Raw genomic sequence first — 22047 nt, 5'->3', positions numbered from 1 at the left:
CCAAAAATACCCATCTTTGCGGGAAACTTCGCGTCTGCATTGTTGGGGGCGGAAAATCGATTGCTTGCCTTTCGCTTGCTGCGGCGCAACAATTCGCCTGCTGCCTCGTTGCTGATGCGGTCGCCCCGTCCAATTGAGGAGTAACAGGATGCGCCTTGGACTGCCTCGTCTCTACTCACGGTTGATGAAGGAGAACCGACGTTGGCAGCGTCAGATGAAGTCGCTTGCATCCGTCGTCTCCGCCGTGCCGAAATCCGCCGCGGCGAAGTCGGTCATGCCGAAGGTGCCGAAACTTGCCCGGACGCGAAAGCCGCGGCCCGCCGCGACACGGCTGAAGGAGACGCTGAAATTCGGTAGCAATCCCGGCGATCTGCGGATGCTCAGCTATGCGCCGCCGGGCCTGCCGAAAAAGGCAGCCCTGGTGGTGGTTCTGCATGGCTGCCTGCAGAACGCCGAGGGCTTTGACCGGGCGAGCGGCTGGAGCGACCTCGCCCACCGCCACGGTTTTGCGCTGCTCTATCCGGAACAGAAGACCGTTAACAATCCCAACCGCTGCTTCAACTGGTTCCGGCCAAGCTCCGTGCGGCGGGATCGCGGCGAGGCGGGATCGGTGCGTGCCATGATCGACGTCATGTGCAAGCGGCACAGGATTTCCGCCGACAGGATCTATGTCTTCGGCCTCTCGGCCGGCGGCGCGCTGACAACGGCGCTGCTTGCTGCCTATCCGGACGTGTTTGCCGGAGGCTGCGTCGTCGCCGGCATGCCCTTCGGGGCGGCACGTGATGCGGTAACCGCCATGCGGGTCATGGCCTCGGGCGCGCAGCAGAGCCCGAAGCAATGGGGAGACCTCGTGCGCGAGGCCTCGCCGCAGCCGCCGCCAGGCCGCTGGCCGATGATCTCGATCTGGCATGGCAGCCACGACCGTGTCGTGTCCGCCGCCAATGCAGATGCCATCGTCGATCAATGGCTCGATCTGCACGGCTTGAAGCGGGCAAGCGCCAAGGTGCGCAAGGCGGTGCAGCGAACGGGCTGGCAGTGGCGGGACGACAGTGGTCGGATCGCAGTCGAGGAATACCGTTTCGAGGCGATGGACCACGGATTGCCGGTGACCAAGGCGCGGCGTGCGCGCAGCAGCGACAAGCGCTATTACCTGGATGTCGGCGTCTGTGCGGCAACGACCATGACGCGGAAATGGGAGCTCGGCGGCTGAGGGCCTAGAGCATTTCCAGGAAAAGTGTAGTCGCGGTTTTCCGTCCGGAAATGCGTAAAAACAACAGACTGGAGAACGTCAGGTGAACTCGTGTTTACCGGACGTGCTCTAGGTCTTGCTGTCGGGGGAAAGCCGCTGCTGGCGGTGCTCCAGCGCAATGCAACCCCAGACGATGCCGAGCAGCAGATAGAAATGCCGCCAGTGGTCGGTGTCGATCACATTGCCGATCGCCGCATGGCCGACAATGGTGATCCAGCCGATCATCAGATAGGGTTGCCAGGGCCGGTCGCGCAGCAGATAGCGAAAACCGACCGCGATTGTCGTGACGATCAGGCCGAGATAGGTGACGAAGCCGAGCCAGCCATAGGTGGTCAGGGATTTCAGCCAGATATTATGCTCGTCTTCCGGGTAGATCTTGCCGAACATCATCGGCCCGATGCCGAGTGGCCTTTCCATCGACATCAGGAAGCCGAGCTGGTGGCGCTCGAAGCGGCCGAGATGGCCGGCGTCATAATCCTGTTCCAGCTGGGCGCGCGTGGTAAACAGGTTCGCCACCTTGGGGATCTGCAGGGCGATCACCACCGACAGCACCAGCATGACCACGGCGACGAGCGACAGCACCAGGATCTTCAGCCGGAAGGCGCCGGTGCGCTCTTTCAAAAGTTGCACCACAACCATCAGCACGGCGCAGAACAGGAACAGCGCCCAGGCGGCGCGGGAAAACGACAGGAAGACTCCGAGCGCCAGAACCAGAAGTGCGGCAAGCTTCAGCGGGCTTGCCATCAGCCGCCCGGTCAGCACGCCGTGGATCAGGTAGAGCGAGGGGGCGACGAGAAAGGGGCCGAACACGTTGGGGTCCTGGAAGGCGCCCTTGGCGCGGTCGTAGAGCGTGAAGATCTCCGAACCCGGAAAGGCGTGAAAATAGCCGAGAATGCCCAGCATCGAGGTAATCAGCGCCGAAACGACCCAGGCGCGGAAGATCAGCCTGAGCCGGGCGTGGTTGTCCTCGACGATGGCCGCGTAGAAGACGGCGGTCAGCGCCAGGAAGGTGGACACGGCGACATAGATCGGCGCGCCGCTGAGGTCCTTCATCGTCGTGAGCGACATCATGCCGCCGGTCTCGAACACCAGCAGGGCGGCCAGCAATGCGCCCACCGTGCGTGAAATCCTCAGTCCGAGAATGAACCAGAGGCCGACAAGGCCTGCCATGAACAGTTCATAGGGCGCGGGCTCGGATATGACGAAGCCGGACAGGAAAACCCCAAGCCCGACCAGGCCGGAGCCGATCAGCCCGATCGTCGCCAGTTGCGGCCTGAAGCCGCCAATCGGTTGCTGGACGATCGCGCTCAATAGGCATTTTCCGTGTTGAGAAGCTTGAATGGCGTCAGGAACAGGATCTTCAGATCGAACAGCAGCGACCAGTTCTCGATATAATAGAGGTCGTAGGCTGTGCGGAAACGGATCTTGTCGTCATTGTCCATCTCGCCGCGCCAGCCGTTGATCTGCGCCCAGCCGGTAACGCCGGGCTTGACCCGGTGGCGGGCGAAATAGCCTTCGACGACGTCGGCATAGCGCCGGTCGTGGGTCTGGGCGGCCACCGCATGCGGCCGCGGGCCGACCAGCGAGAGATCGCCGCGCAGCACGTTGAACAGCTGCGGCAGCTCGTCGATCGACGACTTGCGGATGAAGCGCCCGACCGGCGTCACCCGTGGATCGCCCTTGCTGACGGCGCGGGTGGCGGTCGGATCGCTCATATTGGTGTACATCGAGCGGAACTTCAAAACGTTGATGATCTCGTTGTTGAAGCCGTGCCGCTTCTGCACGAAGATGATCGGGCCCTTCGACGTCAGCTTCACGGCCAGCGCGGCCACGAGCAGCACCGGCCAGAGCACGGCCAGGGCGCCAAGGCTGAACACCACGTCGAAGATGCGCTTTGCCACCGAATCCCAGTCGCGGATCGGCTTGTCGAGAATGTCGAGCATCGGGACGGCGCCGACATGGGAATAGGAGCGGGGGCGAAAACGCAGGCTGTTGGAATGGGCGGCAAGGCGGATATCCACCGGCAGCACCCAGAGCTTGCGCAGCATGCCGAGAATGCGGTCTTCGGCATTGAGCGGCAAGGCGATGATCAGCATGTCGATATGCGCGACGCGGGCGAATTCCACCAGTTCCGCGATGGTGCCGAGCTTGGGATAGCCGGCAATCATCACCGGCGAACGTTCAGGCCCGCGATCGTCGAAGATGCCGCAGATGCGGATATCGTTGTCCTGCTGCTGCTCGATGGCGCGGATCAGATCCTTGGCCGGCTGGCCGCCACCGACGATGACCGCACGGCGTTCCATCACCCCGTTGCGGGCCCAGCGGCGGATGGCAAAGGCGATGGAGATGCGCTCGAGCACGAGCACGACCGCACCGGTAGCGTACCAGGCAAGAAACCAGAGCCGGAGTTCGGCCGACATCAGCTGCGCGAGGAAGAGGCTGAGGCCGATCAGCGCGCAGGTGACCGTCCAGGCGCCCAGGACCCGCGGCAGATAATGCATGCGCGAACGCAGCGCACCGACATGATAGCAATCCGCGATCCGGATGGTGATGATCGCAACCGCCGCGCCGACAAGCGACAGGGCGGCATAAAGAAGGATCGCAGCGGCCGGCGCATCCGTCAGCGCGAAATGCATGACAAGCCCGGTCGCAAGCAGAAGGCCGAATTCGAGCAGACGCACCTGTCCCGTGACGATCGTCGGCGTATGGCTTGCGGCGCTGAACTGCGAGGCGACGCGACGTGCCTTGGCATTGATCTCCACGTTCGCCCCGTCGCGCGTCGACGCGGTCTCGGGGGGCGCATTTTCGGTCATGCGCTTGCGCAGCGCTTCAGCGTCAAAAGGCTCGGACTTGCGGACCTGGCTCATAATGGCCTCCCTTTCGTTCAAAGCCCTAGCAGAAAGGTTCTAAGAAACGCTTATGAGGTGAGGGCAAGGGATGGTTGTCCACGGAGGCGCCGCAAAGGGCCAATATCGTCGATCTGGTCAGCCTCTGATGCGGGAAAGGGCGTGGCGATAGGCCGTCAGGATCGAGTGTGCCATGGCCTGGCTGGAAAACCGGGCGCGAAAGCTTTCCGGTGTCGGCATCACTTCGGCCTGCCAGCCGTCGTCGGTGGCGGCCTCGGCCATGACGCGGGCGAAGTCGTCGGTGTCGCCCGGATTGACCAGGGCACGGCTGTCTGCGCCCAGCACTTCGGGAATGCCGCCGACCCGCGAGGCGATGACGGTCTTGCCGGCGCCGAGCGCCTCCAGCACGATATAGGGCATCGCCTCGGCCCTGGACGGCACGACAATGATGTCGGCAAGCGCAAAGGCCTGCCGCACCGGCATGGCCGGATGCATGGAGATGCGCTGCCCAAGACCCCAGCGGGTCTTCATCTGGCGATATTTTTCCTCATCGGGTCCGTCGCCGACGATGGCCGCCGACAGGGGACGGCCGATCAGCCGCTCGGTCTTGGCGAATGCCTCGATGAACAGATCCGGTCCCTTGAGATCGCGCAACATGCCGATATAGAGGAATTTTACGGCGTTTTCGCCGGCCGCAACCGGCCGGATCTCGCGCTCGCCGATGCCGTTATGCGCGACGCGGGCGTCGCAGCGCGGTCTGCCGACTTTGGTCTGATAGACCTGACGCTCGTAGTCGCAGACGAAGAGCAGACCGTCCGCCAGTCTCTCCAGCATCCGCTCGGCGGCAAACACCAGCTTCCCGCTCAACCGCGCGGGATCGAAGTGCAGGCTGCCGCCGTGCGGGGAATAGAAGCGGGCAACGCTATACCTTTTAACCCGCAACGCTGAGCCGATCGTCCGTGCCAGCACGCCACCCTTGGAACCGTGGCCGTGCAGCACGTCCGGCCGCAAACTTTCGATCTTTTTGTAGGTCTTCCAAAGCGCCGGAAAATCGCTCGGCCCGATGGATCTGTGTATCGGCAGTCTCGTCAGCCCCAGCGCAAGATAGGGCATGATCTGTTCGAACAGCTTCTCCTCGTGTTCGCCGCCGGTGATGCTGTCGCAGACGATGCCGACCGCATGACCCTCCTTGTGCTGCTGCTCGGCCAGATCGCGGACATGGCGAAAGATCCCGCCGACAGGCGACCGAAAGCAGTGGATGATGCGCAGCTTTGCGTCGGCATCCATGGCTCAGAAGAGGCGTTCGCGGATGTAGATGGTATCCCCGGCGAGAATGGGGTCGGTGACCTGGACCTTGCCGGTGATGATGTCTCCATTGATGCGTCGGCTGATGTCGACGGTGCGCTCGTTGGCGCGGGGGGTGAAGCCGCCGGCAGCGGCAATGGCGTTCATCACGGTCATGCCCGGGACATAGGAATACTGGCCGGGCTGGCCGACTTCGCCCATGAGGTAGATGGACCGGTAGCGGTCGACCTCGATGCTGACATCGGGATCGCGTAGATACCCCTTCTTCAGCTTCTGCGCGATGGCGCTTTCCAGCTGGGTAAGGGTGGCGCCGCGGGCTGGCACCTGGCCGACCAGCGGGAAGGCGATATAGCCTGCCTGGTCGACGGTATAGGTATTGGTGAGGCTTGCCTGTTCGAAGACGGTGATGCGCAGCCGGTCGCCGCTGTCGAGCCGGTAGGGCTGGATCGTCGCCTGGCTGAATGCCTTCGGTGGTGGGTTATAGGTCTGGCAGCCCGCCAGGGCGGCCGACAGCCCGATGGCCATCGCCAATGCAACGCTTCTGGTCCCCACCGCAGTCATAGGTTGTGTCCCGATCAACTCATTCGATGGGACGAGTTATCTATCAGTCATGGTTAATAGGGGGTAAAGGCGGGCGATGTTTGCTTATTTAGAGGCCACTCGCACAGTTAACGCTTGAGTTACCATGTTCCTTTACCCTTGCCGCGATTTGAAGCATTGGGGATAGGGCATGACAGCCGCCGGGAACCCGTCTCAGGACGTCGATATCGATCTGGCGCAGCTGTTCCGTGCGGTGTGGCGCCGCAAGGGACGTCTGCTCGCAGCAACGGTGTTCGTTGCCGGCTCTGCCTTTGTCGTCGCCAGTCTCATGGCGCCCCGCTATGAGGCCGAAACGCGCATCCTGATCGAACCGCGCGAGCCCAATCTGACCTCGCCAGGCACTGCACGCAGCGATCTGCAATCCGTGCTGGATGAGCAGAATGTCGTGAGCCAGGTGCAACTGCTGACCTCGACCGACCTGTTGCGGCGGGTGGCGAAGAACATGAAGCTCTATGAGCGCTCGGAATTCGATCCGGAAACCAATCCTTCGCCGCTGGCCGACATTCTGGTTTCGCTCGGATTGCGCAACAACCCGTTGGAAATCCAGCCGGAAGACCGGGTGTTGAAGACCTTCCTCGAGCATTTGCAGGTCTACCCGGTCGAGAAGTCGCGGGTCATCGGCATCCAGTTTACCTCGAAGGATCCGCAACTGGCGGCCGGCGTGCCGAACGAGATCGCCAAGGTCTACCGGTCGCTGCAGAGCGGTGCCAAGCTCGACAACACGTCGGAAGCGGCACGCTGGCTGGAACCGGAAATCGCCAATCTGCGCGAAAAGGTCCGGGCGGCGGAAAAGAAAGTCGCCGACTACAGGGCATCCTCGGGCCTGCTCAGGACCAGCGACACCTCCGATATCACGACCACGCAACTGAACGACATTACCGTCGAACTTTCCAAGGTGCGGGCCGAGCGCGCCAATGCGGTGGCGACGGCGCAGAATGTCCGCGCCGCCCTCAAGGCCGGCCGTTCGACCGAAACCCTGGATGCGGTCGCCAGTTCGCCGGTGATCCAGAGGCTGAAGGAAGCCGAAGGCAATGCCAATGCGCAGCTCAGCGACCTGCAGACGACGCTGCTGGACAGCCATCCGCGGCTGAAGGCATTGCGCGCGCAGATCGCCGGCATTCGCCAGCAGATCGCCAGCGAAGCGCAGAAGATCGCCGAAGGCCTGGAAAACCAGGCCGGACTTTACCAGCTCCGCGAAGCCCAGCTCGATCAGCAGTTGAACCAGGCCAAGGCCGAATCCGCCCGCGCCGGCGATGACCAGGTCGGGTTGAACGCGCTCGAACGCGAGGCGACTGCCCAGCGCGACCTGCTGGAGACCTATCTCGCCCGCTACAGAGAAGCCTCGAGCCGGCTCGACAAGGATGCCAGCCCCGCCGACGCCCGGGTGATTTCGACCGCCATTGCGCCGACGACGGCAAGTTTTCCCAAGGTGATCCCGATCACCATCGTCGCCGGCGTCGCCACGCTGGTGCTCGGCTCGGTGATCATCATGCTGGCCGAGCTGTTCAGCGGTCGGGCACTGAGCCCGATCGCGCGCCCTGCCGCCCGCCGCGAGGATGAGGTGGTCGAGATCGAACGCACCGAACCTGTCGAGGCGCCGTCCGCGCCACCCCAGCCGGTCGTCATCGGCCCCGCCCGCAAGAAGACCGAGGCGGTTCCGGCCCATCTGATGGTCGCGGAGGTCGATACCCGGCTGGCGGCTGCGATGGAGCGGGCCGTCGACGCCGACATGCTCAAGGCGTCCGCAGCTGACGTCGTGTCGAACGACCGGCAAGCGCTGGAGGAACCGGCGCCGGAGGACGATTTCTCCGTTTCGGCTGTCGCAGACTATCTGGCGGGCTGCCAGGCGCAGATCGTGTTCGGTATTTCGCCCACCGGCGACGACGGGTCGACATTGACCGTCATGCTGGCGCGCGAGCTTGGCGAGCGTGGTCAAAAGGTGCTGGTGATCGACATGTCCGGTTCCGGTTGCCCGACGGCGTTGATGGCCGGCAGCCGCGACCTGCCGGGAATCACCGAGCTTCTGTGCGGCGAGGCGGCCTTTGCCGACGTCATCCATCCGGACCGCCTGTCGTCCGTCGATCTCATTCCGCAGGGGCGCGCCGATGTGCGCCAGGCGATGCGCGGCGCCGACCGGATGTCGATGATCGCCGATGCGCTGGCCGACGTCTACGACACGGTTCTGGTCGAATGCGGTCCGGCCGATGCGCAGGGCGTCGCGCGGCTGTCGCATAGCGGCATCCATGAAATCGTGCTCTCGGCGCCGGAGCCCGACACGTCGGAACTGGCCGAGATCATGACCGCGTTTTCCAAGGCAGGCTATGACGACCTGATCCTGATGACCGGAGGCACGACGCCGAAACGTCCGAGAACGCGCGCCGCCTGATCAGTTCTCCGGTTCGGCCTTGCGGACCGGTTTGGCGTCCGACTGGGCGCGCAGGCGCTGCAGGAAGCCGTAGAGCTGGGGATTGTTCTTGATCACCGCCTTGGTGTGGTTGAGCCCGCGCTGGGTATAGGCGGCAAGTCGACCTGAAGCGCTGATCGGCAACAGCACGTCATGCTGGACCGTTTCGATGGTGCACCAGCTGCGCTTGTATCCCTGGTCGCCGAGACCGAAATCGAAAAGGGTGGCGCCCTCCGCGCAGAACTGCTCGATCAGTAGCCAGAACAGCAATTCTCCGGGGCTGGCATCGCGCGCAAGCGTCGGGTCGATCGACCCGAACTGGCAGATCGCATGGTCGCCCTTGCGCGACATCCCGGCAATCGCGGCAATCTGTCCCTCGAATGCACCGCGCAGTTCGATGCCATGCAGTTCGAGCGGCGTATTGGTGCCGTCATGCCCGCCTTCCAGCAGCAGTCGGAAAAAGGCCTGGGTGCTGGGAGCCTGGAACACGTTGGGCAGGCCGGCGGACTTGAAGCGTTCGGCCTTCTGGATGAAGAACAGGTCGAGCAGGAACTGCTTTTCCGCCTCGCTGCGGGCGACCAGATGGCGAAAGCCGCCCATGGCTTCCAGGCGGCGTACCTGGTTGCGGTATTTCTTGCGACGGCTGCGGGCATTGACCTGCGACAGCGTCTGTTCGAAACTGTCCAGCAGTGGCAGCTGGAAAGTGTGATTGCGATTTTCCATGGCCGGCAGGCCGGCAAACGGATGCCGCTCGCCGCGCCAGCCAAGCGGCATGTTCTCCAGATGCAGGAGGTCGGCCTTGCCCGACAGCAGGCGTACCGCTTCCGCTGCGATCTGCTGGCCCACGCCGGTCTGACCGTCGGCACGCATCGCGGCGCTGAACAGCCCGGTATTGATATTGCTGAAACGGCTACCGATGAATTGCGCCGTGCGGATCACGCTGTGGCGGACGATTTCGAGCGGCAGGATGAAGGCGGTCCGGCCGTCCTGCTCGCCGTGCAGCAGCGCCAGCGGATTGCCGTGAGTTTTCACCCACGCGGCACACCAGTCATAGCTTTGATGAAGGGAGTTCATCGAATCGCGATCCAGCATCCGCCATTCGGCTTCGAGCAGCTCCATGCGGTCGACAACCCGGATCGTCATCGTCCCATTCGTCCCGCTGACACCATTCAGCTCCGCCATCTGGGTCCGGCCTGGGCCGATGGGGTGCGAATTGAATTGCAAGGGCAGGCTCTGCACCGGCGTTGTCTCCATGAAAGCGACCTGGCCGGCATGCTATGGTCGTTCCCTGCACAGAACGTTACCGTGTCGTTTTGAGGCAGGATTTCCAGATGCTGAGGTTACTTTCGGGTTAACGGCGGGCGCTATGGCCTGCGCAGCGGACCGGCCATCCATTTGATGATTCCCATGGCCGGCAGCACCCACAACAGGCCGGTCAGGATGAAATAGAGGAGATGGACCCACCATGGCTGGTCGCCGAGCCTGGCGACCGCGATCGTGGTCGCCAGCATGGCATAGACGACGACGAGCAGGATGATGAGAATGGTGCCGATGAATTTCCTGAGCCTGACGGGCATGCTGCCGGATCCCCCCTGATATCCCGCTAGGCGGCTCGCGACCGTGTGCCGCAAGCTGCCAGACTTGTGTTCTAGCGGCTTCTGCGGCAAACAAACAGGCGAAAAAGAGGATATCCGCATGGTTCAAAGCGCTGCCGTCGTTGATGACGCCGCCCCGTTGAAAGCCGAACAAAGCGAACGCCGCAACCGGCGTGCGCTGCGCATCTGGCTCGGTATCGTGCTGGCCGCGCTGTTTGCCCTGGTCCTGGTCGGCGGTGCGACGCGGCTGACCGATTCGGGCCTGTCGATCACCGAATGGAAGCCGATCCACGGCGTCATTCCGCCGCTGAATGCGCAGCAGTGGGAAGAGGAATTCCAGCTGTACCAGCGCATTCCGCAATACCAGCAGCTGAACGAGGGGATGACGGTCGGCCAGTTCAAGTCGATCTTCTGGTGGGAATGGACGCACCGTCTGCTGGCCCGCTCGATCGGCCTGATCTTCGGCCTTCCTCTGCTGGTTTTCTGGCTGACCGGACGGGTGGAAAAGCGATTGCGCCTGCCGCTGGTCGGCCTGCTGGCGCTTGGCGGCTTCCAGGGCTTCATCGGCTGGTGGATGGTCTCTTCGGGCCTGAGCAAGCTTACCAGTGTTTCGCAATACCGGCTGGCAACGCATCTGACGATCGCCTGTCTGATCTTTGCGTCCTGCGTCTGGATCATGCGCGGACTTGCGCGCCACAGTGCCGACCGCGCGCCGGCCTCGATGACGCGGCTTGCCGGCGTCGTCGCCTTTCTGGTCGTCCTGCAGATCTATCTGGGCGCCCTGGTGGCCGGCCTCGATGCGGGCATGTCCTACAATACCTGGCCGTTGATGGATGGCGCCATCATTCCCTCGGACCTCTTCGCCCAGCATCCGGCCTGGCGCAACCTCTTCGAGAACCCGAAAACGGTGCAGTTCCTCCATCGCTGCGGGGCCTATCTGCTCTGGGCCATGGCGCTGTTGCAGATGCTCCTCCTGCAGCAGAAAGCGCCGGGCACCACCCATGCCCGTCGGGCGATCGTCTTCTTCGGGCTGGTGACCCTGCAGGCCATCCTCGGCATCTCCACACTGCTGATGCAGGTGCCGATCGACGTGGCGCTGACCCATCAGGCAGGCGCGCTTGTCGTGCTGTTCTTCGCCGTCGCCCACTGGCGCGGTTTCATTGGTGAATATCCGCGTGAGACGCGGGTGGTCGTTGCCGATTGAGGCGAGGGCTTCGTGACGCCTCGATAGCCGAAATCCTGCCGATCCGGTATGAAACCGAAAGGCCGCTTCCGTGTTAGCCTATCGGACGTCCGGCGCGTTTTGCCCGGTATCGGGTGGCCGGTATCGCGTGGCCGGTGCCGAGGGGAAAGTCGCCGGACGACGAATTCGATATCACGGAGATGAAGATGGCCCTGTTTCGCCCGGAAAACCGCACCAAGTCACAACGCAACCGCCGGATCTATGCGATCTACGAGATCGCCTACACGCTGGTCGACTTCAGTGCCGCCTTCCTGTTTCTCATCGGCTCCGTGCTGTTCTTCTACAAGAGCCTGGAGACTCCGGCGATCTGGTGCTTCGTGATCGGTTCGGTATTCTTCGCCCTGAAGCCGACACTGAGGGTCATTCGCGAGTTCCAGTATCTCGCCGAAGGCGATTGGGAGGATCTGGCCGAGCGCGCGGAGAGGTAGTCGGATCCGCGCACCGAGATAGAATTGTTCGTGCCCCGGCCAACGGTTTCCAGAGTATCGCCGTTGCGGCAAAACTGCTATTCGCTCACAACCTTGTCTTGAGCGTTGCAGAGGAACATTGCTGATGAAGATCTTGCAGGTACTGGCTGGCGGCAAGTTCGGTGGGGCGGAAACTGCCTTTGTCGACATGGCGATCGCCCTGCATGAGGCGGGCCAGACGGTAGAGGTCGCAACCCGGGCCAACGACATTCGCGTACCACGGCTGCGCGCCGCAGGCGTACCGGTCCATACCCTGCCGTTCGGCGGTGGCTTCGATTTCTATACCCGTTGGAAACTGAAGCGGATCATCCGCCGGTTTCGTCCGGACATCGTTCAGAGCTGGATGTCGCGCGCGTCTGCGGCGGTGCCGAAATGGACACCCGGTATGGGCATCCCGCGATACCAGGTGGTCTCGCGCCTTGGCGGCTATTACAAGCTCAAATATTTTCGCGCCGCGGATCACTATCTGGCCATCACGCCGGACATCGCCCGCTATATCGTGGCGGGTGGGATCAATGCCGGGCGGGTGCATTTCATCGCCAATTTTGCCGAAACCGAGCCGGTGGAGCAGCCTGTCGACCGCAGCCAGCTGGCCGTGCCGGAAGGCGCGCCGCTGCTGCTGGCGATGGGACGGCTCCACGACGCCAAGGGCTTCGACACCTTGATCGAAACCGTCGCGGCGATGCCGGGTGTTCATCTGCGCATCGCCGGCGAAGGACCGGACCGGGCCAGCCTCGAGGGATTAATAGCGCGTTTGGCGGCAGACGGAGGGGCTGCTGCCGATGCGCAGGCTCGCATCAAACTGCTCGGCTGGCGCACCGATCGGGCCGCGCTTCTGCAGGCGAGCGACATATTCGTGATGTCGTCGCGCAAGGAGCCTTTCGGCACGATCTTCGTGCAGGCATGGGCGGAAAACACACCATTGATTGCCACCCGCGCAGAAGGACCGAGCCAGTTTGTGCAAGACGGCGAAGACGGTCTTCTTGTCGACATCGACGACAAGGCAGAAATGCGTGCCGCAATCCAGCGGCTGATCGATGATCCGGCTCTGGCCCGACAGTTATCCGCTGCCGGCTATCAGCGCTATTTGCAGGAATTCACCAAGCAGGCGTGTGTCGAAGCGCATTTGGCATTTTACAATGCCATCCGCGTCGGGGTCTCCGCTGATCCTGCTTAGCGTTTTGCTTTGGTATCTACGGCCTGAGCTCTGAACATGATGTTGATCGTGACGCTAACGTGGGCGTGTCGGCTACACGGCACCCTGGGTCAGCAAGCGATGCGCCTGTGCGCCGAATGCCAGCCGTTCCGCGATATTCTGATTCTCGGGCGGCAGGTCCTGGGCAAGGCTCCAGCTGACCGACAGGGCGGCATGCGCGATCGCGTGGCGCAGCACCTTTTCGGGCGGGCAGCCGAAGACGCCGGCGAAGTGTCGGGCGAGATAGAGCGCGCGCTCGGGCGCCAGCACAAGCGAACTTGCGCCATCCGGATTGCCGAACACATTTGCGACATCATAGACGGGATCGCCGATCAGCCCCTGCGGGTCGATCGCCAGCCAGTGTCCGGCCGATGAGGCTATGATGTTTTCGTGGTGCAGGTCGCCGTGCAGCGGACGACTATCGGTCTGGTCGGCCAGAAGCGCCTCCGCGAGCGGCACGGCAGCCACGAGGAGTGCGGCAATGGCGGGCTGCTGCGGCTTGGCCGCTTGACGGAAGAGTTCGGAAAAATGCGCTCGAAGCGGCAGCAGCGCCGGTGGGGGAGGACCGGCTGCCGGTGCATGAAGCGCTCTGAGCACGTGGGTCAGGATCTCGGTCGCCGCCACGTCGCCTTTGGCAAAGAGCGTGTCGCGCAGTAAATGCTCGCCTGCATCCTCCAGCAGGTAGCAGTCATCGATCGTGTCGAGCAGCCGGACAGCACCTTTTCCGTCCCGCCAGCGGAGATAGGCCATGCCGGTCCGCTCGCGCTCGCCGGCGGGCTTCAATTGCTTGACGATCCGCGATCCCTCGGGCGTCTGGGCCCGAAAGATCCGTGAGGTGAAGGTGTCGGCAATCCGGAGCGGCTCTCTCAGCTGCCATCGCTGGCATATGTCAGAAGACAGCCTCGATGCCATCGGTCAGGCCGAGAGCATCAGGTCCATGTTCTGGACGGCGGCGCCGGAGGCCCCCTTGCCGAGATTGTCGAGCAGGGCGACCAGATTGACATGGGCGCCACCCGGCATGCCGAAGACGAAGAGCTTCATCGTATCCTGCCCGACCAGTTCCTCGGCATCGACGCGCGGCAGCGCCGCACTCTCCGCCAGCGGCACCACCTTGACGACGTCCTGTCCGGTATAGTGCTCGGTGAGAGCAGCATGGACGCTCTCCAGGGTCGCGCCGTCGTTCAGATCGTCCAGGAACAGCGGCACCTGGACGATCATCCCCTGGGCGAAACGGCCGACCGATGGCGAAAAGATCGGCGCGCGGTCGAGCAGTCCGTGGGCCTTCATCTCCGGCACATGCTTGTGCTTGAGGTTCAGGCCATAGAGGAAATTGTTGGCCGCCAGATGATCGGCATGCGTTTCGTCTTCCATCTGGGCGATCAGCTGCTTGCCGCCGCCTGTATAGCCGGAGACGGCATTGACGGTGACGGGATAGCCGTCGGGCAGGATGCCGGCTGCCCGCAGCGGCCGGATCAGCGCGATGGCGCCCGTCGGATAGCAGCCGGGATTGGCGACATAGCGCGCGGCGCGGATCCTGCCGGCCTGGGCCTTGTCCATTTCGGCAAAACCATAGGCCCAGTCGGCCGCCGTCCTGTAAGCCGTGGACGTGTCGATCAGCCGGATCTTGTTGTTGCCCTCGACCATCCGCACCGCCTCGCGCGAGGCATCGTCGGGCAGGCAGAGGATCGCGACATCGGCCGCGTTCAGCAGGTCTTCGCGCATGGCGGCATTGCGCCGCTCCGCTTCGGGGATCGACAGCAGTTCGACGTCGCGGCGGTCGGCCATGCGGGTGCGGATCTGCAGGCCCGTGGTGCCGTGTTCGCCATCGATGAAGATCTTTGCCGTCATGTCGTCCTCTCCCGTGTGGAGGCTGTCGCGTTTGAAGGAATGGTGTATCGCAGGCCGTGCCGAGACCGGATCAGCCGGCGCTGGCAAGCTTTTCGGCCCTGAGGCCAAGGATATACAGTGCAACCGTCGCTCCGGCAATGGCCGTGATATCGGCATGGTCGTAGGCGGGGGCCACCTCGACGACGTCGGCGCCACGCATGTCGAGCGCACCAAGCCCGCGCAAGACCGAGAGGATCTTGGCGCTCGAGGGGCCGCCGGCGACCGGCGTGCCGGTGCCGGGGGCATAGGCCGGGTCCAGGCAGTCGATGTCGAAGGTGAGATAGGCTGGATGGCCGCCGATATGGGCAAGGATCGTCTCGGCGATCTCGGATGCCTTCATCTCCTCGACCGCGTGGCCGTAGAGAATGCGGATGCCGCAATCCTCCGGCGCGTGGGTGCGGATGCCGATCTGGATCGAGCGTGCGGGATCGATCAGTCCCTCTCTTGCTGCCCGTGCCACGAAGGAACCGTGGTCGATCCGCTTGCCGTCGTCGAACCAGGTGTCCTGATGGGCATCGAACTGGACGAGCGCCAGCGGCCCGTGGCGCGCGACATGGGCCTTCAGCAGCGGCCAGGTGATGAAATGGTCGCCGCCGAGCGTCAGCAGGAAATTGGCCTCTTCGAGGATGGTTGCGGCGTCGCGCGCGATGGTCGCAGGCGTTTCCCAGTGCTGGCCGTAGTCGAGCAGGCAGTCACCGTAATCGATCACCGCCATCTCGGCGAAGAGATCCCGGTCGAAGGGGTATTGCGGATCATTGTCGAAGATCGCCGAGGCGCGGCGGATCGCCTGCGGCCCGAATCGGGCGCCGGGCCGGTTCGACGTCGCGGCATCGAAGGGAATGCCCCAGACGACCGTGTCGACGCCGGCCAGATCCTTGGTGAAGCGGCGGCGCATGAAGGAGAGGGCGCCCGCATGGGTCGGATCGGTCGCAGCCGAGGTCAGCGATTGGGCGGTAAACGCGTGGTCGATGGTTTTCTTCGGCAAGGCGGTCACTCCCACTGATGGCGGTCTTGATGATTCTTCGAGATCAGCACAGGACGGAGCGTATGGAAAGCCATCGGCAATTGCGTCTGTCCTCAAGAGCGAGGGAAAGGAGGGTGTTCCGCGATCGCCGTCAGGCGCCTGCACGCATCGCATTCCGGCGATTTTGAATATGAGGGGTGCCTGATAAGGTTGCGAAATCCGAAGCCTGTCGCAGCATGCGGAATCCGATTGCCAAACGGCTTGCGCGACGGATGAAGCTTGCTGGCGCCTCAGCGCAGGAAGGCTTCGGCGGCCTCGAGCTGCTCGGCCGTCGGGGCGAGGCGCGCATGGGCGACGAGTTCCTGCCGCAGCGCCCGGTCTCGGGTGAAGTCCTCAAAGGCCATGCGGATGAAGGGCTTGTCGTTCTTGGTCAGGTAGGTCTGGATCACCGGATAGATGACCTGGGCGCCGGCGGCGCCGAAGGAGGCCGGCCAGTGGCGGCGAACCCTGGTCTCCTCGATCTTGTCGAGGGAGCGGGTCAAAACGACATAGTGGCAGTCGGCGATCGCATCGAGCACGGGCAGCAGCAGTGCCTGCAGCGGATGCTTCAGCACGATCTCGTCGCGGCCTTCCGCCTTGGCCTGCGCATACTGCGCCGGCAGCCAGGCGGCGAAGAAGTCGATGAACTTGTCGGTGTCGCCGATGAATTGCAGGGTGTTCTCGTCGATCATCTCCAGCAGTGCGGCGCGGTACTGCTTCGGCTCGTAGCAGTTCGGCGTGCGCGGGTCGGTGGTATGCAGATGCGGCGGGCAGCTATAGGCGCCGCAGTGGTCAAGATAGCCGGTGACCGCCGTCGAGCCGGTGCCCCAGGCGCTGAGGATCGCTGTGACGCGCGGTTTTTCCATCTCGAACCCTTCCCGGCAATTTCGTGGATGCGGCGCCACGTTAGGGGGCGGGCCTTGCGCGAGGGGTGTGTTTGCGCGTGCCTGCGGTGTGGCGGTTGCAGATCGTCCGGGTGTTCCGCCTTCCGGCAGCCCCAAACGAGAAAAGGCGGAGCCGAAGCCCCGCCTTTTCGAACATGAACCGTATCCGGTTGCCCAGCGATTAACGCTTGGAGAACTGGAACGACCGGCGGGCCTTGGCCTTACCGTACTTCTTACGCTCGACGACGCGGCTGTCACGGGTCAGGAAGCCACCCTTCTTGAGGACCGCGCGCAGCGCAGGCTCGTAATAGGTCAGCGCCTTGGAGATGCCGTGACGAACGGCACCGGCCTGGCCAGACAGACCGCCGCCGGTAACCGTGGCGATGATGTCGAACTGGCCGTCACGGGCGGTCGCGACGACAGGCTGCTGCAGGATCATCTGCAGAACCGGGCGGGCGAAGTAGGCTGCGAATTCGCGGCCGTTGACGGTGATCTTGCCGGAGCCCGGCTTGACCCATACGCGGGCGACAGCGTTCTTGCGCTTGCCGGTGGCGTAGGAGCGGCCGAGGCTGTCGACCTTGCGGACATGTACCGGAGCAGCAGCGGTTTCGCCCGTTGCTTCGCCGGTCGTGCCGAGATCCTTCAGGGAAGAGAGGTCAGCCATATCAGGCGCTCCTTACATTCTTGCTGTTGAGCTTGGCAGCGTCGAGTGCGACGGGCTGCTGCGCTTCGTGAGGGTGGTTGGAACCGGCATAGACGCGCAGGTTCTTCATCTGGCGACGGCCAAGCGGGCCGCGCGGGATCATCCGCTCGACAGCCTTTTCGAGGACACGCTCGGGGAAGCGGCCTTCGATGATGGCGCGCGCAGTGCGCTCCTTGATGCCGCCCGGGTAGCCGGTGTGCCAGTAGTATTTCTTGTCGGTGTATTTCTTGCCGGTCAGGACGACCTTTTCGGCATTGATGACGATGACATTGTCGCCGTCGTCAACATGCGGCGTGTAGGTTGCCTTGTGCTTGCCGCGCAGGCGCGTGGCGATCAGGGTGGCGAGGCGACCAACAACGAGACCTTCGGCGTCGATGATGATCCACTTCTTCTCCACCTCGGCAGGCTTCTGAACGAAGGTAGACATGATTGCTATCTTTCCGTTTGAACCGACGGGATTTGCATCCCTCGGGCGTTTCTTGTTGCTTGAATTGCAGACTGTAGCCCGCAATAGAAGGCGTGGGGTGCTTAAAGGTCCCCGCGTCTCGGGCTGGCTTATACTGGCGGGGAGGACAGGCGTCAAGCGAGGCCGGAAAGCAGGTCGTCGAAATAGCTCATGAAAATCAGATGCTTACATATGTGGTAATGTAATACCGTAAATTTTCTGCATTTCGCGGCCGTTGAGGCTCGCTGTCCGCCATCCTCTCCCGGGCAGAGGGACAGCGACAGCCGCCAAATCCTGAAATTCCGCCAATTTCAGCAGCCGGGATGCTTGTTAGTGAGGAAATACTAATGCAAGTTGGAACGAATGGGGATCAGAGCGTGGTCATAAGGGGTTTGACGGCGCCTGAAATCCCGTGCCGAGAATATAAATAAGTACCTGTGATTAGTTCGGGTAAAAATATACCACTATTTTGTGGGGATTTGTTCTTGGGGGTGAGTACGATATTTTTCTCGATTGTACTTCAAGTCTAAAGTTAATACCGAATTGTAGCGCCATTATGACACACTGCCTCTCAATATTTGAGCAAGGTTGTTAAGGTATCATGAGCGCGGGACGATAGCGGGACGGTGATGATGGACGGCCTTGTGCCGAGGAGGAAACATCATGCGTTACGATCGATATTCTCACGACCACTATTCCATTGAGGATCTCGCCGCGATCCTGGGAGACATCCATTCGGTCGCGATTGTCGGTGCATCCGTGCGCGACGATCGGCCGAGCCATTGGGTCACGGGTTTTCTGCTCGGAAAGGGCTATACTGTCTTTCCCGTCAATCCGCGACACGCCGGCCTTACGGTGCTCGGTTGCCCTGTCCGGGCCAGCCTGTCCGATCTCGATCAGCCGGTCGACCTGATCGACGTGTTTCGCCGCGCCGATGCCTTCGGCGATGTGGTTGACGAGGTGCTGCGGCTCGACTGGCGGCCGAAAGCGATCTGGGGCCAACTCGGCGTGCGCGACGACGAGGCAGCCCGGCGGGCGGAAGATGCCGGCATCCGGGTCGTCATGAACCGCGCTCTGGTGGCCGAATACGGCATGATCTACGGCCTGACGCATGGACATGGCCGGGAGAAGGAAGTGACCGGGAGCAAGGTTCGGGTTGCGGACGGCGTTGCCTGATACCCTGTCCGCTTCGGAAGGCCTGGCCTTTCGGAGCGGGCTTATCTTTGAGCGACGGGCCCTCTCAGAGCGAATTGTGCGGCAGGAAAAAGCGGAAAGGCCGCTCGTCGCGATCGGGGCGCGGCTTGCAGGCGAGCACCCGGCATTTCGGTGCGTCGCGCGTCGGCACCGTCACCCAGTCGGCGAATTCGTGCGGATCGCATTGGGCATTGTCGCGCACATAGCGATCATAGAGGGTCATCCCTTGCACATGGGTCGAGGGATAGCGAAGGATCACGGCACCCTCCGAGCGGATGGTCTGGCGCGCCTGTTCGCAATTCAGCGATTTTGACTGATACCGGCTGATCGCCGCCGCAGGCCCGGCGAGAAGGACGCCAGCCATCGCGACCGCCAGGGCGCCGGCCAATCCACACAAGGTTCTCATGTCTAGCTCCTGCTTCAGTCGATTCCTCCCTCTGGAATCTAGGTTCGGCAGCGGCAATGACAATATCACCTCCGCGCCCGTCGATCAGGCTGGGGCGGCCGCGCTACCGCAAGGGTTGCCGCAGCAATGCTCCGGGGCGGGTGCTGCCGGCACTGTGGCCAGAATGCAGCGCGGTCGGGATTCCTGCCCCTGCGGCAATTCCAGGGGGCATTTTGGCCCTTCCCCTCACGGCACCGGGTACTAACAAGAGGTTGAAAGACGTTTCACGAGTCGCTGATAGACGAGGTAAGCATGTTCCACCCCCATGATCAGTATGATGACGCACTGCTTGCCGCGATCCTGCACGACACCAGGACCATAGCGCTGGTCGGTGCCTCGTCGAAGCCGGAGCGTCCGAGCTTTTCGGTCATGCGGTTCCTGCTGTCGAAGGGCTACCGTGTGTTTCCGGTAAACCCCGGACAGGCGGGCAAGGAGATCCTCGGCCAGCCGGTCTATGCCACCCTTGCCGATCTTCCCGAGCCGGTCGACATGGTGGATGTGTTTCGCGCCGCCGATCAATTGTCCGCCGTGGTCGACGACGTCCTGAAGATGTCGCCTTTGCCGCGCTGTCTCTGGGGCCAGTTGACGGTGCGCGACGACGACGCGGCGCTGCGCGCCGAGATGGTCGGCATCACGGTTGTCATGGATCGCTGCCCGGCGATCGAATATCCGCGGCTGCTGGGCTGAGATTTCGCACCGGTCGGGCACTAGTCGCTCAGCGCCGCCGGTATGGGCTTCAGCCAGCGCATGTCCTGGGCATTGGCGCAGAACCTGTCGAATTCCTGCGCGGCCTTGTCGGCTGCAAGGCTTGCACGACAGGTGTCCTTGGCGGTGCAGCGGGCGCAGTTGTTCTGCATGTCGCGATTAAGGGTCTCATAGCGGGTCTCCACTTCCATGGGGTCGATGCCGAGCGCGCGCATCATCTACGCCATCTCTTCGGATGCCGGCTGTCCGTGCCCGGCGCGTTCGACCATCTGGTCGGCGGTGATCCGGCCCGAGCGCGCGATCTGCCGGAGCAGGTCTTCATCGATCCAGGCAATCATGTCGCTTTCACCCGCGGTCTCGAAGGCCTGAGCGGCCCATGTAGCGAGACGGGACAGCAGCGTGGCGTCGGTCTGATCGGCAGCAGGGGGCATTGCTCGGCTCCTTGTCATTCGTTCCCCGCCATGTTCGCCTCCCTTGGCCCGCGGCGCGTTGATGGAGATCAAATGGATCGACCGCCCTTGCAGCCCTCCGGCAATGGGTCTTAACTCCGGCGGGGCGCATGAACGTCGCCCAGTGGAAAAGGGAGGAAGGCATGCCTGACATCAATCCGGGATTCGACACGCTTGCTGTTCATGCCGGCGCCCAGCCCGATCCGTCGACGGGCGCGCGGATCACGCCGATCTACCAGACGACGGCCTATGTCTTCGACAGTCCGGAGCATGCCGCAAACCTGTTCGCGCTGAAGGAATTCGGCAATATCTACACGCGGATCATGAACCCGACGCAGGCGGTGCTCGAGGAGCGGGTGGCGGCTCTGGAGGGCGGCACCGCGGCCCTTGCGGTCGCCTCGGGCCACGCCGCGCAATTGCTGATCTTCCACACGCTGATGCGACCGGGCGACAACTTCATCGCCGCACGCAAGCTCTATGGCGGTTCGATCAACCAGTTCGGCCACGCCTTCAAGAGCTTCGACTGGCAGGTGCGCTGGGCGGATCCTTTCGACCTGGCGGCGATGGAAGCCGAGATCGACGACCGCACGCGGGCGATCTTCATCGAGAGCCTCGCCAATCCCGGCGGCACCTTCGTCGATATCGAGGCGATCGCCGAGGTCGCGCATCGCCATGGTCTGCCGCTGATCGTCGACAACACCATGGCGAGCCCCTATCTGGTGCGCCCGCTCGAACATGGTGCCGATATCCTCGTCCATTCCGCCACGAAATTCCTCGGCGGCCATGGCAATTCGATGGGCGGTGTGATTGTGGATGGCGGCACCTTCGACTGGTCCACCTCCGGCAAATATCCGGCCCTTTCAGAGCCACGGCCCGAATATAACGGCGTGGTGCTGCACCAGACCTTCGGCAATATCGCCTTTGCCATCGCCTGCCGGGTGCTGGGGCTGCGCGATCTCGGGCCTGCGATCGCGCCGATGAACGCCTTCCTGCTGTTGACCGGCATCGAGACATTGCCGCTTCGCATGCAGCGGCACTGCGACAATGCGCTGAAGGTCGCCGGCTGGCTGAAGCGCCATGACAAGGTGGACTGGGTCAGCTACGCGGCGCTCGACGGCGATCCGAACAAGGCCCTGCAGGCGCGCTATTCGCCGAAAGGCGGCGGCGCGGTCTTCACCTTCGGGCTGAAGGGTGGGCTCGAAGCCGGCAAGACCCTTGTCCAGAGCCTGCAGTTATTCTCGCATCTGGCCAATATCGGCGACACCCGATCGCTGGTCATCCATCCGGCCTCGACCACGCATGCGCAGCTTTCGCAAGAGCAGCAGATCGCGGCAGGAGCCGGGCCTGACGTCGTGCGGCTGTCGATCGGCATCGAGGGCGCCGATGACCTGATCGCCGACCTCGAACAGGCGCTGGGAAAGGTTTAGG

At 63.1% G+C, this 22047-nt stretch carries 23 protein-coding genes; 8 read left to right on the top strand and 15 right to left on the bottom strand.

Annotated elements, in window-relative coordinates:
• Window positions 1–214 precede the first annotated feature (214 nt).
• A complete protein-coding gene (locus tag J2Z17_RS10440) occupies window positions 215–1210 on the top strand; it encodes an extracellular catalytic domain type 1 short-chain-length polyhydroxyalkanoate depolymerase (RefSeq protein WP_245224005.1) in 996 nt (331 codons plus the stop codon).
• A gap of 108 nt (window positions 1211–1318) precedes the next feature.
• Here J2Z17_RS10440 and J2Z17_RS10435 read toward each other — a convergent pair whose 3' ends face one another.
• From J2Z17_RS10435 to J2Z17_RS10420, 4 genes are all read right to left on the bottom strand, one after another.
• Window positions 1319–2560: an O-antigen ligase family protein gene (locus J2Z17_RS10435; RefSeq protein ID WP_209944635.1), complete on the bottom strand. Its 1242-nt coding sequence runs from the start codon at window positions 2558–2560 to the stop codon at window positions 1319–1321.
• On the bottom strand, window positions 2557–4116 hold the full coding sequence (locus J2Z17_RS10430) for an undecaprenyl-phosphate glucose phosphotransferase (protein ID WP_209944633.1): 1560 nt from the start codon (window positions 4114–4116) through the stop codon (window positions 2557–2559). The genes J2Z17_RS10435 and J2Z17_RS10430 overlap by 4 nt, the downstream gene beginning before the upstream one ends.
• Before the next feature lie 117 nt (window positions 4117–4233).
• Complete coding sequence (locus J2Z17_RS10425) at window positions 4234–5382, bottom strand: glycosyltransferase family 4 protein (RefSeq protein WP_209944631.1); 1149 nt, start codon at window positions 5380–5382, stop codon at window positions 4234–4236.
• Between the two features lie 3 nt (window positions 5383–5385).
• Window positions 5386–5961: a polysaccharide biosynthesis/export family protein gene (locus J2Z17_RS10420; protein ID WP_209944629.1), complete on the bottom strand. Its 576-nt coding sequence runs from the start codon at window positions 5959–5961 to the stop codon at window positions 5386–5388.
• A 169-nt stretch (window positions 5962–6130) separates the two neighbouring features.
• On the opposite strand from J2Z17_RS10420, the gene J2Z17_RS10415 reads away from it, so the two are divergent.
• Complete coding sequence (locus tag J2Z17_RS10415; RefSeq protein ID WP_209944627.1) at window positions 6131–8386, top strand: GumC family protein; 2256 nt, start codon at window positions 6131–6133, stop codon at window positions 8384–8386.
• Here the strand turns inward: J2Z17_RS10415 and J2Z17_RS10410 are convergent, their stop codons facing one another.
• Both J2Z17_RS10410 and J2Z17_RS10405 read right to left on the bottom strand, forming a co-directional pair.
• A complete protein-coding gene (locus J2Z17_RS10410; protein WP_245224004.1) occupies window positions 8387–9547 on the bottom strand; it encodes a GNAT family N-acetyltransferase in 1161 nt (386 codons plus the stop codon). It lies immediately after the preceding gene.
• Window positions 9548–9768: 221 nt separating this feature from the next.
• A complete protein-coding gene (locus tag J2Z17_RS10405) occupies window positions 9769–9981 on the bottom strand; it encodes a DUF2842 domain-containing protein (protein ID WP_209944623.1) in 213 nt (70 codons plus the stop codon).
• Between the two features lie 118 nt (window positions 9982–10099).
• Between J2Z17_RS10405 and J2Z17_RS10400 the strand changes: the two genes are divergently transcribed.
• From J2Z17_RS10400 to J2Z17_RS10390, 3 genes are all read left to right on the top strand, one after another.
• The gene (locus tag J2Z17_RS10400; RefSeq protein ID WP_209944621.1) at window positions 10100–11203 is read left to right on the top strand and encodes a COX15/CtaA family protein; all 1104 of its coding nucleotides are present in this window, start codon (window positions 10100–10102) and stop codon (window positions 11201–11203) included.
• A gap of 185 nt (window positions 11204–11388) precedes the next feature.
• Window positions 11389–11670 (top strand): YrhK family protein, encoded by a 282-nt coding sequence (locus J2Z17_RS10395; RefSeq protein ID WP_209944619.1) that lies wholly within the window; start codon window positions 11389–11391, stop codon window positions 11668–11670.
• Window positions 11671–11794: 124 nt separating this feature from the next.
• Window positions 11795–12886, top strand: a complete 1092-nt coding sequence (locus J2Z17_RS10390; protein ID WP_209944617.1) for a glycosyltransferase — start codon at window positions 11795–11797, stop codon at window positions 12884–12886.
• A gap of 72 nt (window positions 12887–12958) precedes the next feature.
• Here the strand turns inward: J2Z17_RS10390 and J2Z17_RS10385 are convergent, their stop codons facing one another.
• From J2Z17_RS10385 to rplM, 6 genes are all read right to left on the bottom strand, one after another.
• Window positions 12959–13816: an aminoglycoside phosphotransferase family protein gene (locus J2Z17_RS10385; protein ID WP_209944616.1), complete on the bottom strand. Its 858-nt coding sequence runs from the start codon at window positions 13814–13816 to the stop codon at window positions 12959–12961.
• A gap of 3 nt (window positions 13817–13819) precedes the next feature.
• Entirely contained in the window at window positions 13820–14752 is a 933-nt protein-coding gene (argC, locus tag J2Z17_RS10380; RefSeq protein ID WP_209944614.1) for an N-acetyl-gamma-glutamyl-phosphate reductase, read from the bottom strand.
• A gap of 70 nt (window positions 14753–14822) precedes the next feature.
• Window positions 14823–15776, bottom strand: a complete 954-nt coding sequence (gene speB / locus J2Z17_RS10375; protein ID WP_209944611.1) for an agmatinase — start codon at window positions 15774–15776, stop codon at window positions 14823–14825.
• Window positions 15777–16045: 269 nt separating this feature from the next.
• Window positions 16046–16660, bottom strand: a complete 615-nt coding sequence (locus tag J2Z17_RS10370; protein ID WP_209944609.1) for a hypothetical protein — start codon at window positions 16658–16660, stop codon at window positions 16046–16048.
• A 199-nt stretch (window positions 16661–16859) separates the two neighbouring features.
• Complete coding sequence (rpsI, locus tag J2Z17_RS10365; protein ID WP_209944608.1) at window positions 16860–17342, bottom strand: 30S ribosomal protein S9; 483 nt, start codon at window positions 17340–17342, stop codon at window positions 16860–16862.
• Between the two features lies 1 nt (window position 17343).
• Window positions 17344–17808 (bottom strand): 50S ribosomal protein L13, encoded by a 465-nt coding sequence (rplM, locus tag J2Z17_RS10360; protein WP_209944606.1) that lies wholly within the window; start codon window positions 17806–17808, stop codon window positions 17344–17346.
• Between the two features lie 681 nt (window positions 17809–18489).
• On the opposite strand from rplM, the gene J2Z17_RS10355 reads away from it, so the two are divergent.
• Window positions 18490–19002, top strand: coding sequence for a CoA-binding protein (locus J2Z17_RS10355; protein WP_209944604.1), 513 nt, complete (start codon window positions 18490–18492; stop codon window positions 19000–19002).
• Between the two features lie 64 nt (window positions 19003–19066).
• On the opposite strand, the gene J2Z17_RS10350 is transcribed toward J2Z17_RS10355, so the two are convergent.
• Complete coding sequence (locus tag J2Z17_RS10350) at window positions 19067–19426, bottom strand: hypothetical protein (RefSeq protein WP_209944602.1); 360 nt, start codon at window positions 19424–19426, stop codon at window positions 19067–19069.
• Between the two features lie 291 nt (window positions 19427–19717).
• On the opposite strand from J2Z17_RS10350, the gene J2Z17_RS10345 reads away from it, so the two are divergent.
• A complete protein-coding gene (locus tag J2Z17_RS10345) occupies window positions 19718–20152 on the top strand; it encodes a CoA-binding protein (RefSeq protein ID WP_209944600.1) in 435 nt (144 codons plus the stop codon).
• Between the two features lie 20 nt (window positions 20153–20172).
• Here the strand turns inward: J2Z17_RS10345 and J2Z17_RS10340 are convergent, their stop codons facing one another.
• A complete protein-coding gene (locus J2Z17_RS10340; RefSeq protein WP_209944598.1) occupies window positions 20173–20388 on the bottom strand; it encodes a DUF6455 family protein in 216 nt (71 codons plus the stop codon).
• Window positions 20389–20601, bottom strand: a complete 213-nt coding sequence (locus J2Z17_RS10335) for a hypothetical protein (protein WP_209944596.1) — start codon at window positions 20599–20601, stop codon at window positions 20389–20391.
• A 161-nt stretch (window positions 20602–20762) separates the two neighbouring features.
• Here J2Z17_RS10335 and J2Z17_RS10330 point away from each other — a divergent pair, with 161 nt between their 5' ends.
• Window positions 20763–22046, top strand: a complete 1284-nt coding sequence (locus J2Z17_RS10330) for an O-acetylhomoserine aminocarboxypropyltransferase (RefSeq protein WP_209944594.1) — start codon at window positions 20763–20765, stop codon at window positions 22044–22046.
• Window position 22047 lies beyond the last annotated feature (1 nt).

This window comes from Heterorhizobium halophytocola (genome assembly GCF_017873095.1).
Lineage (GTDB): Bacteria > Pseudomonadota > Alphaproteobacteria > Rhizobiales > Rhizobiaceae > Allorhizobium > Allorhizobium halophytocola.
This window is presented reverse-complemented; position numbering and strand designations above follow the sequence as displayed.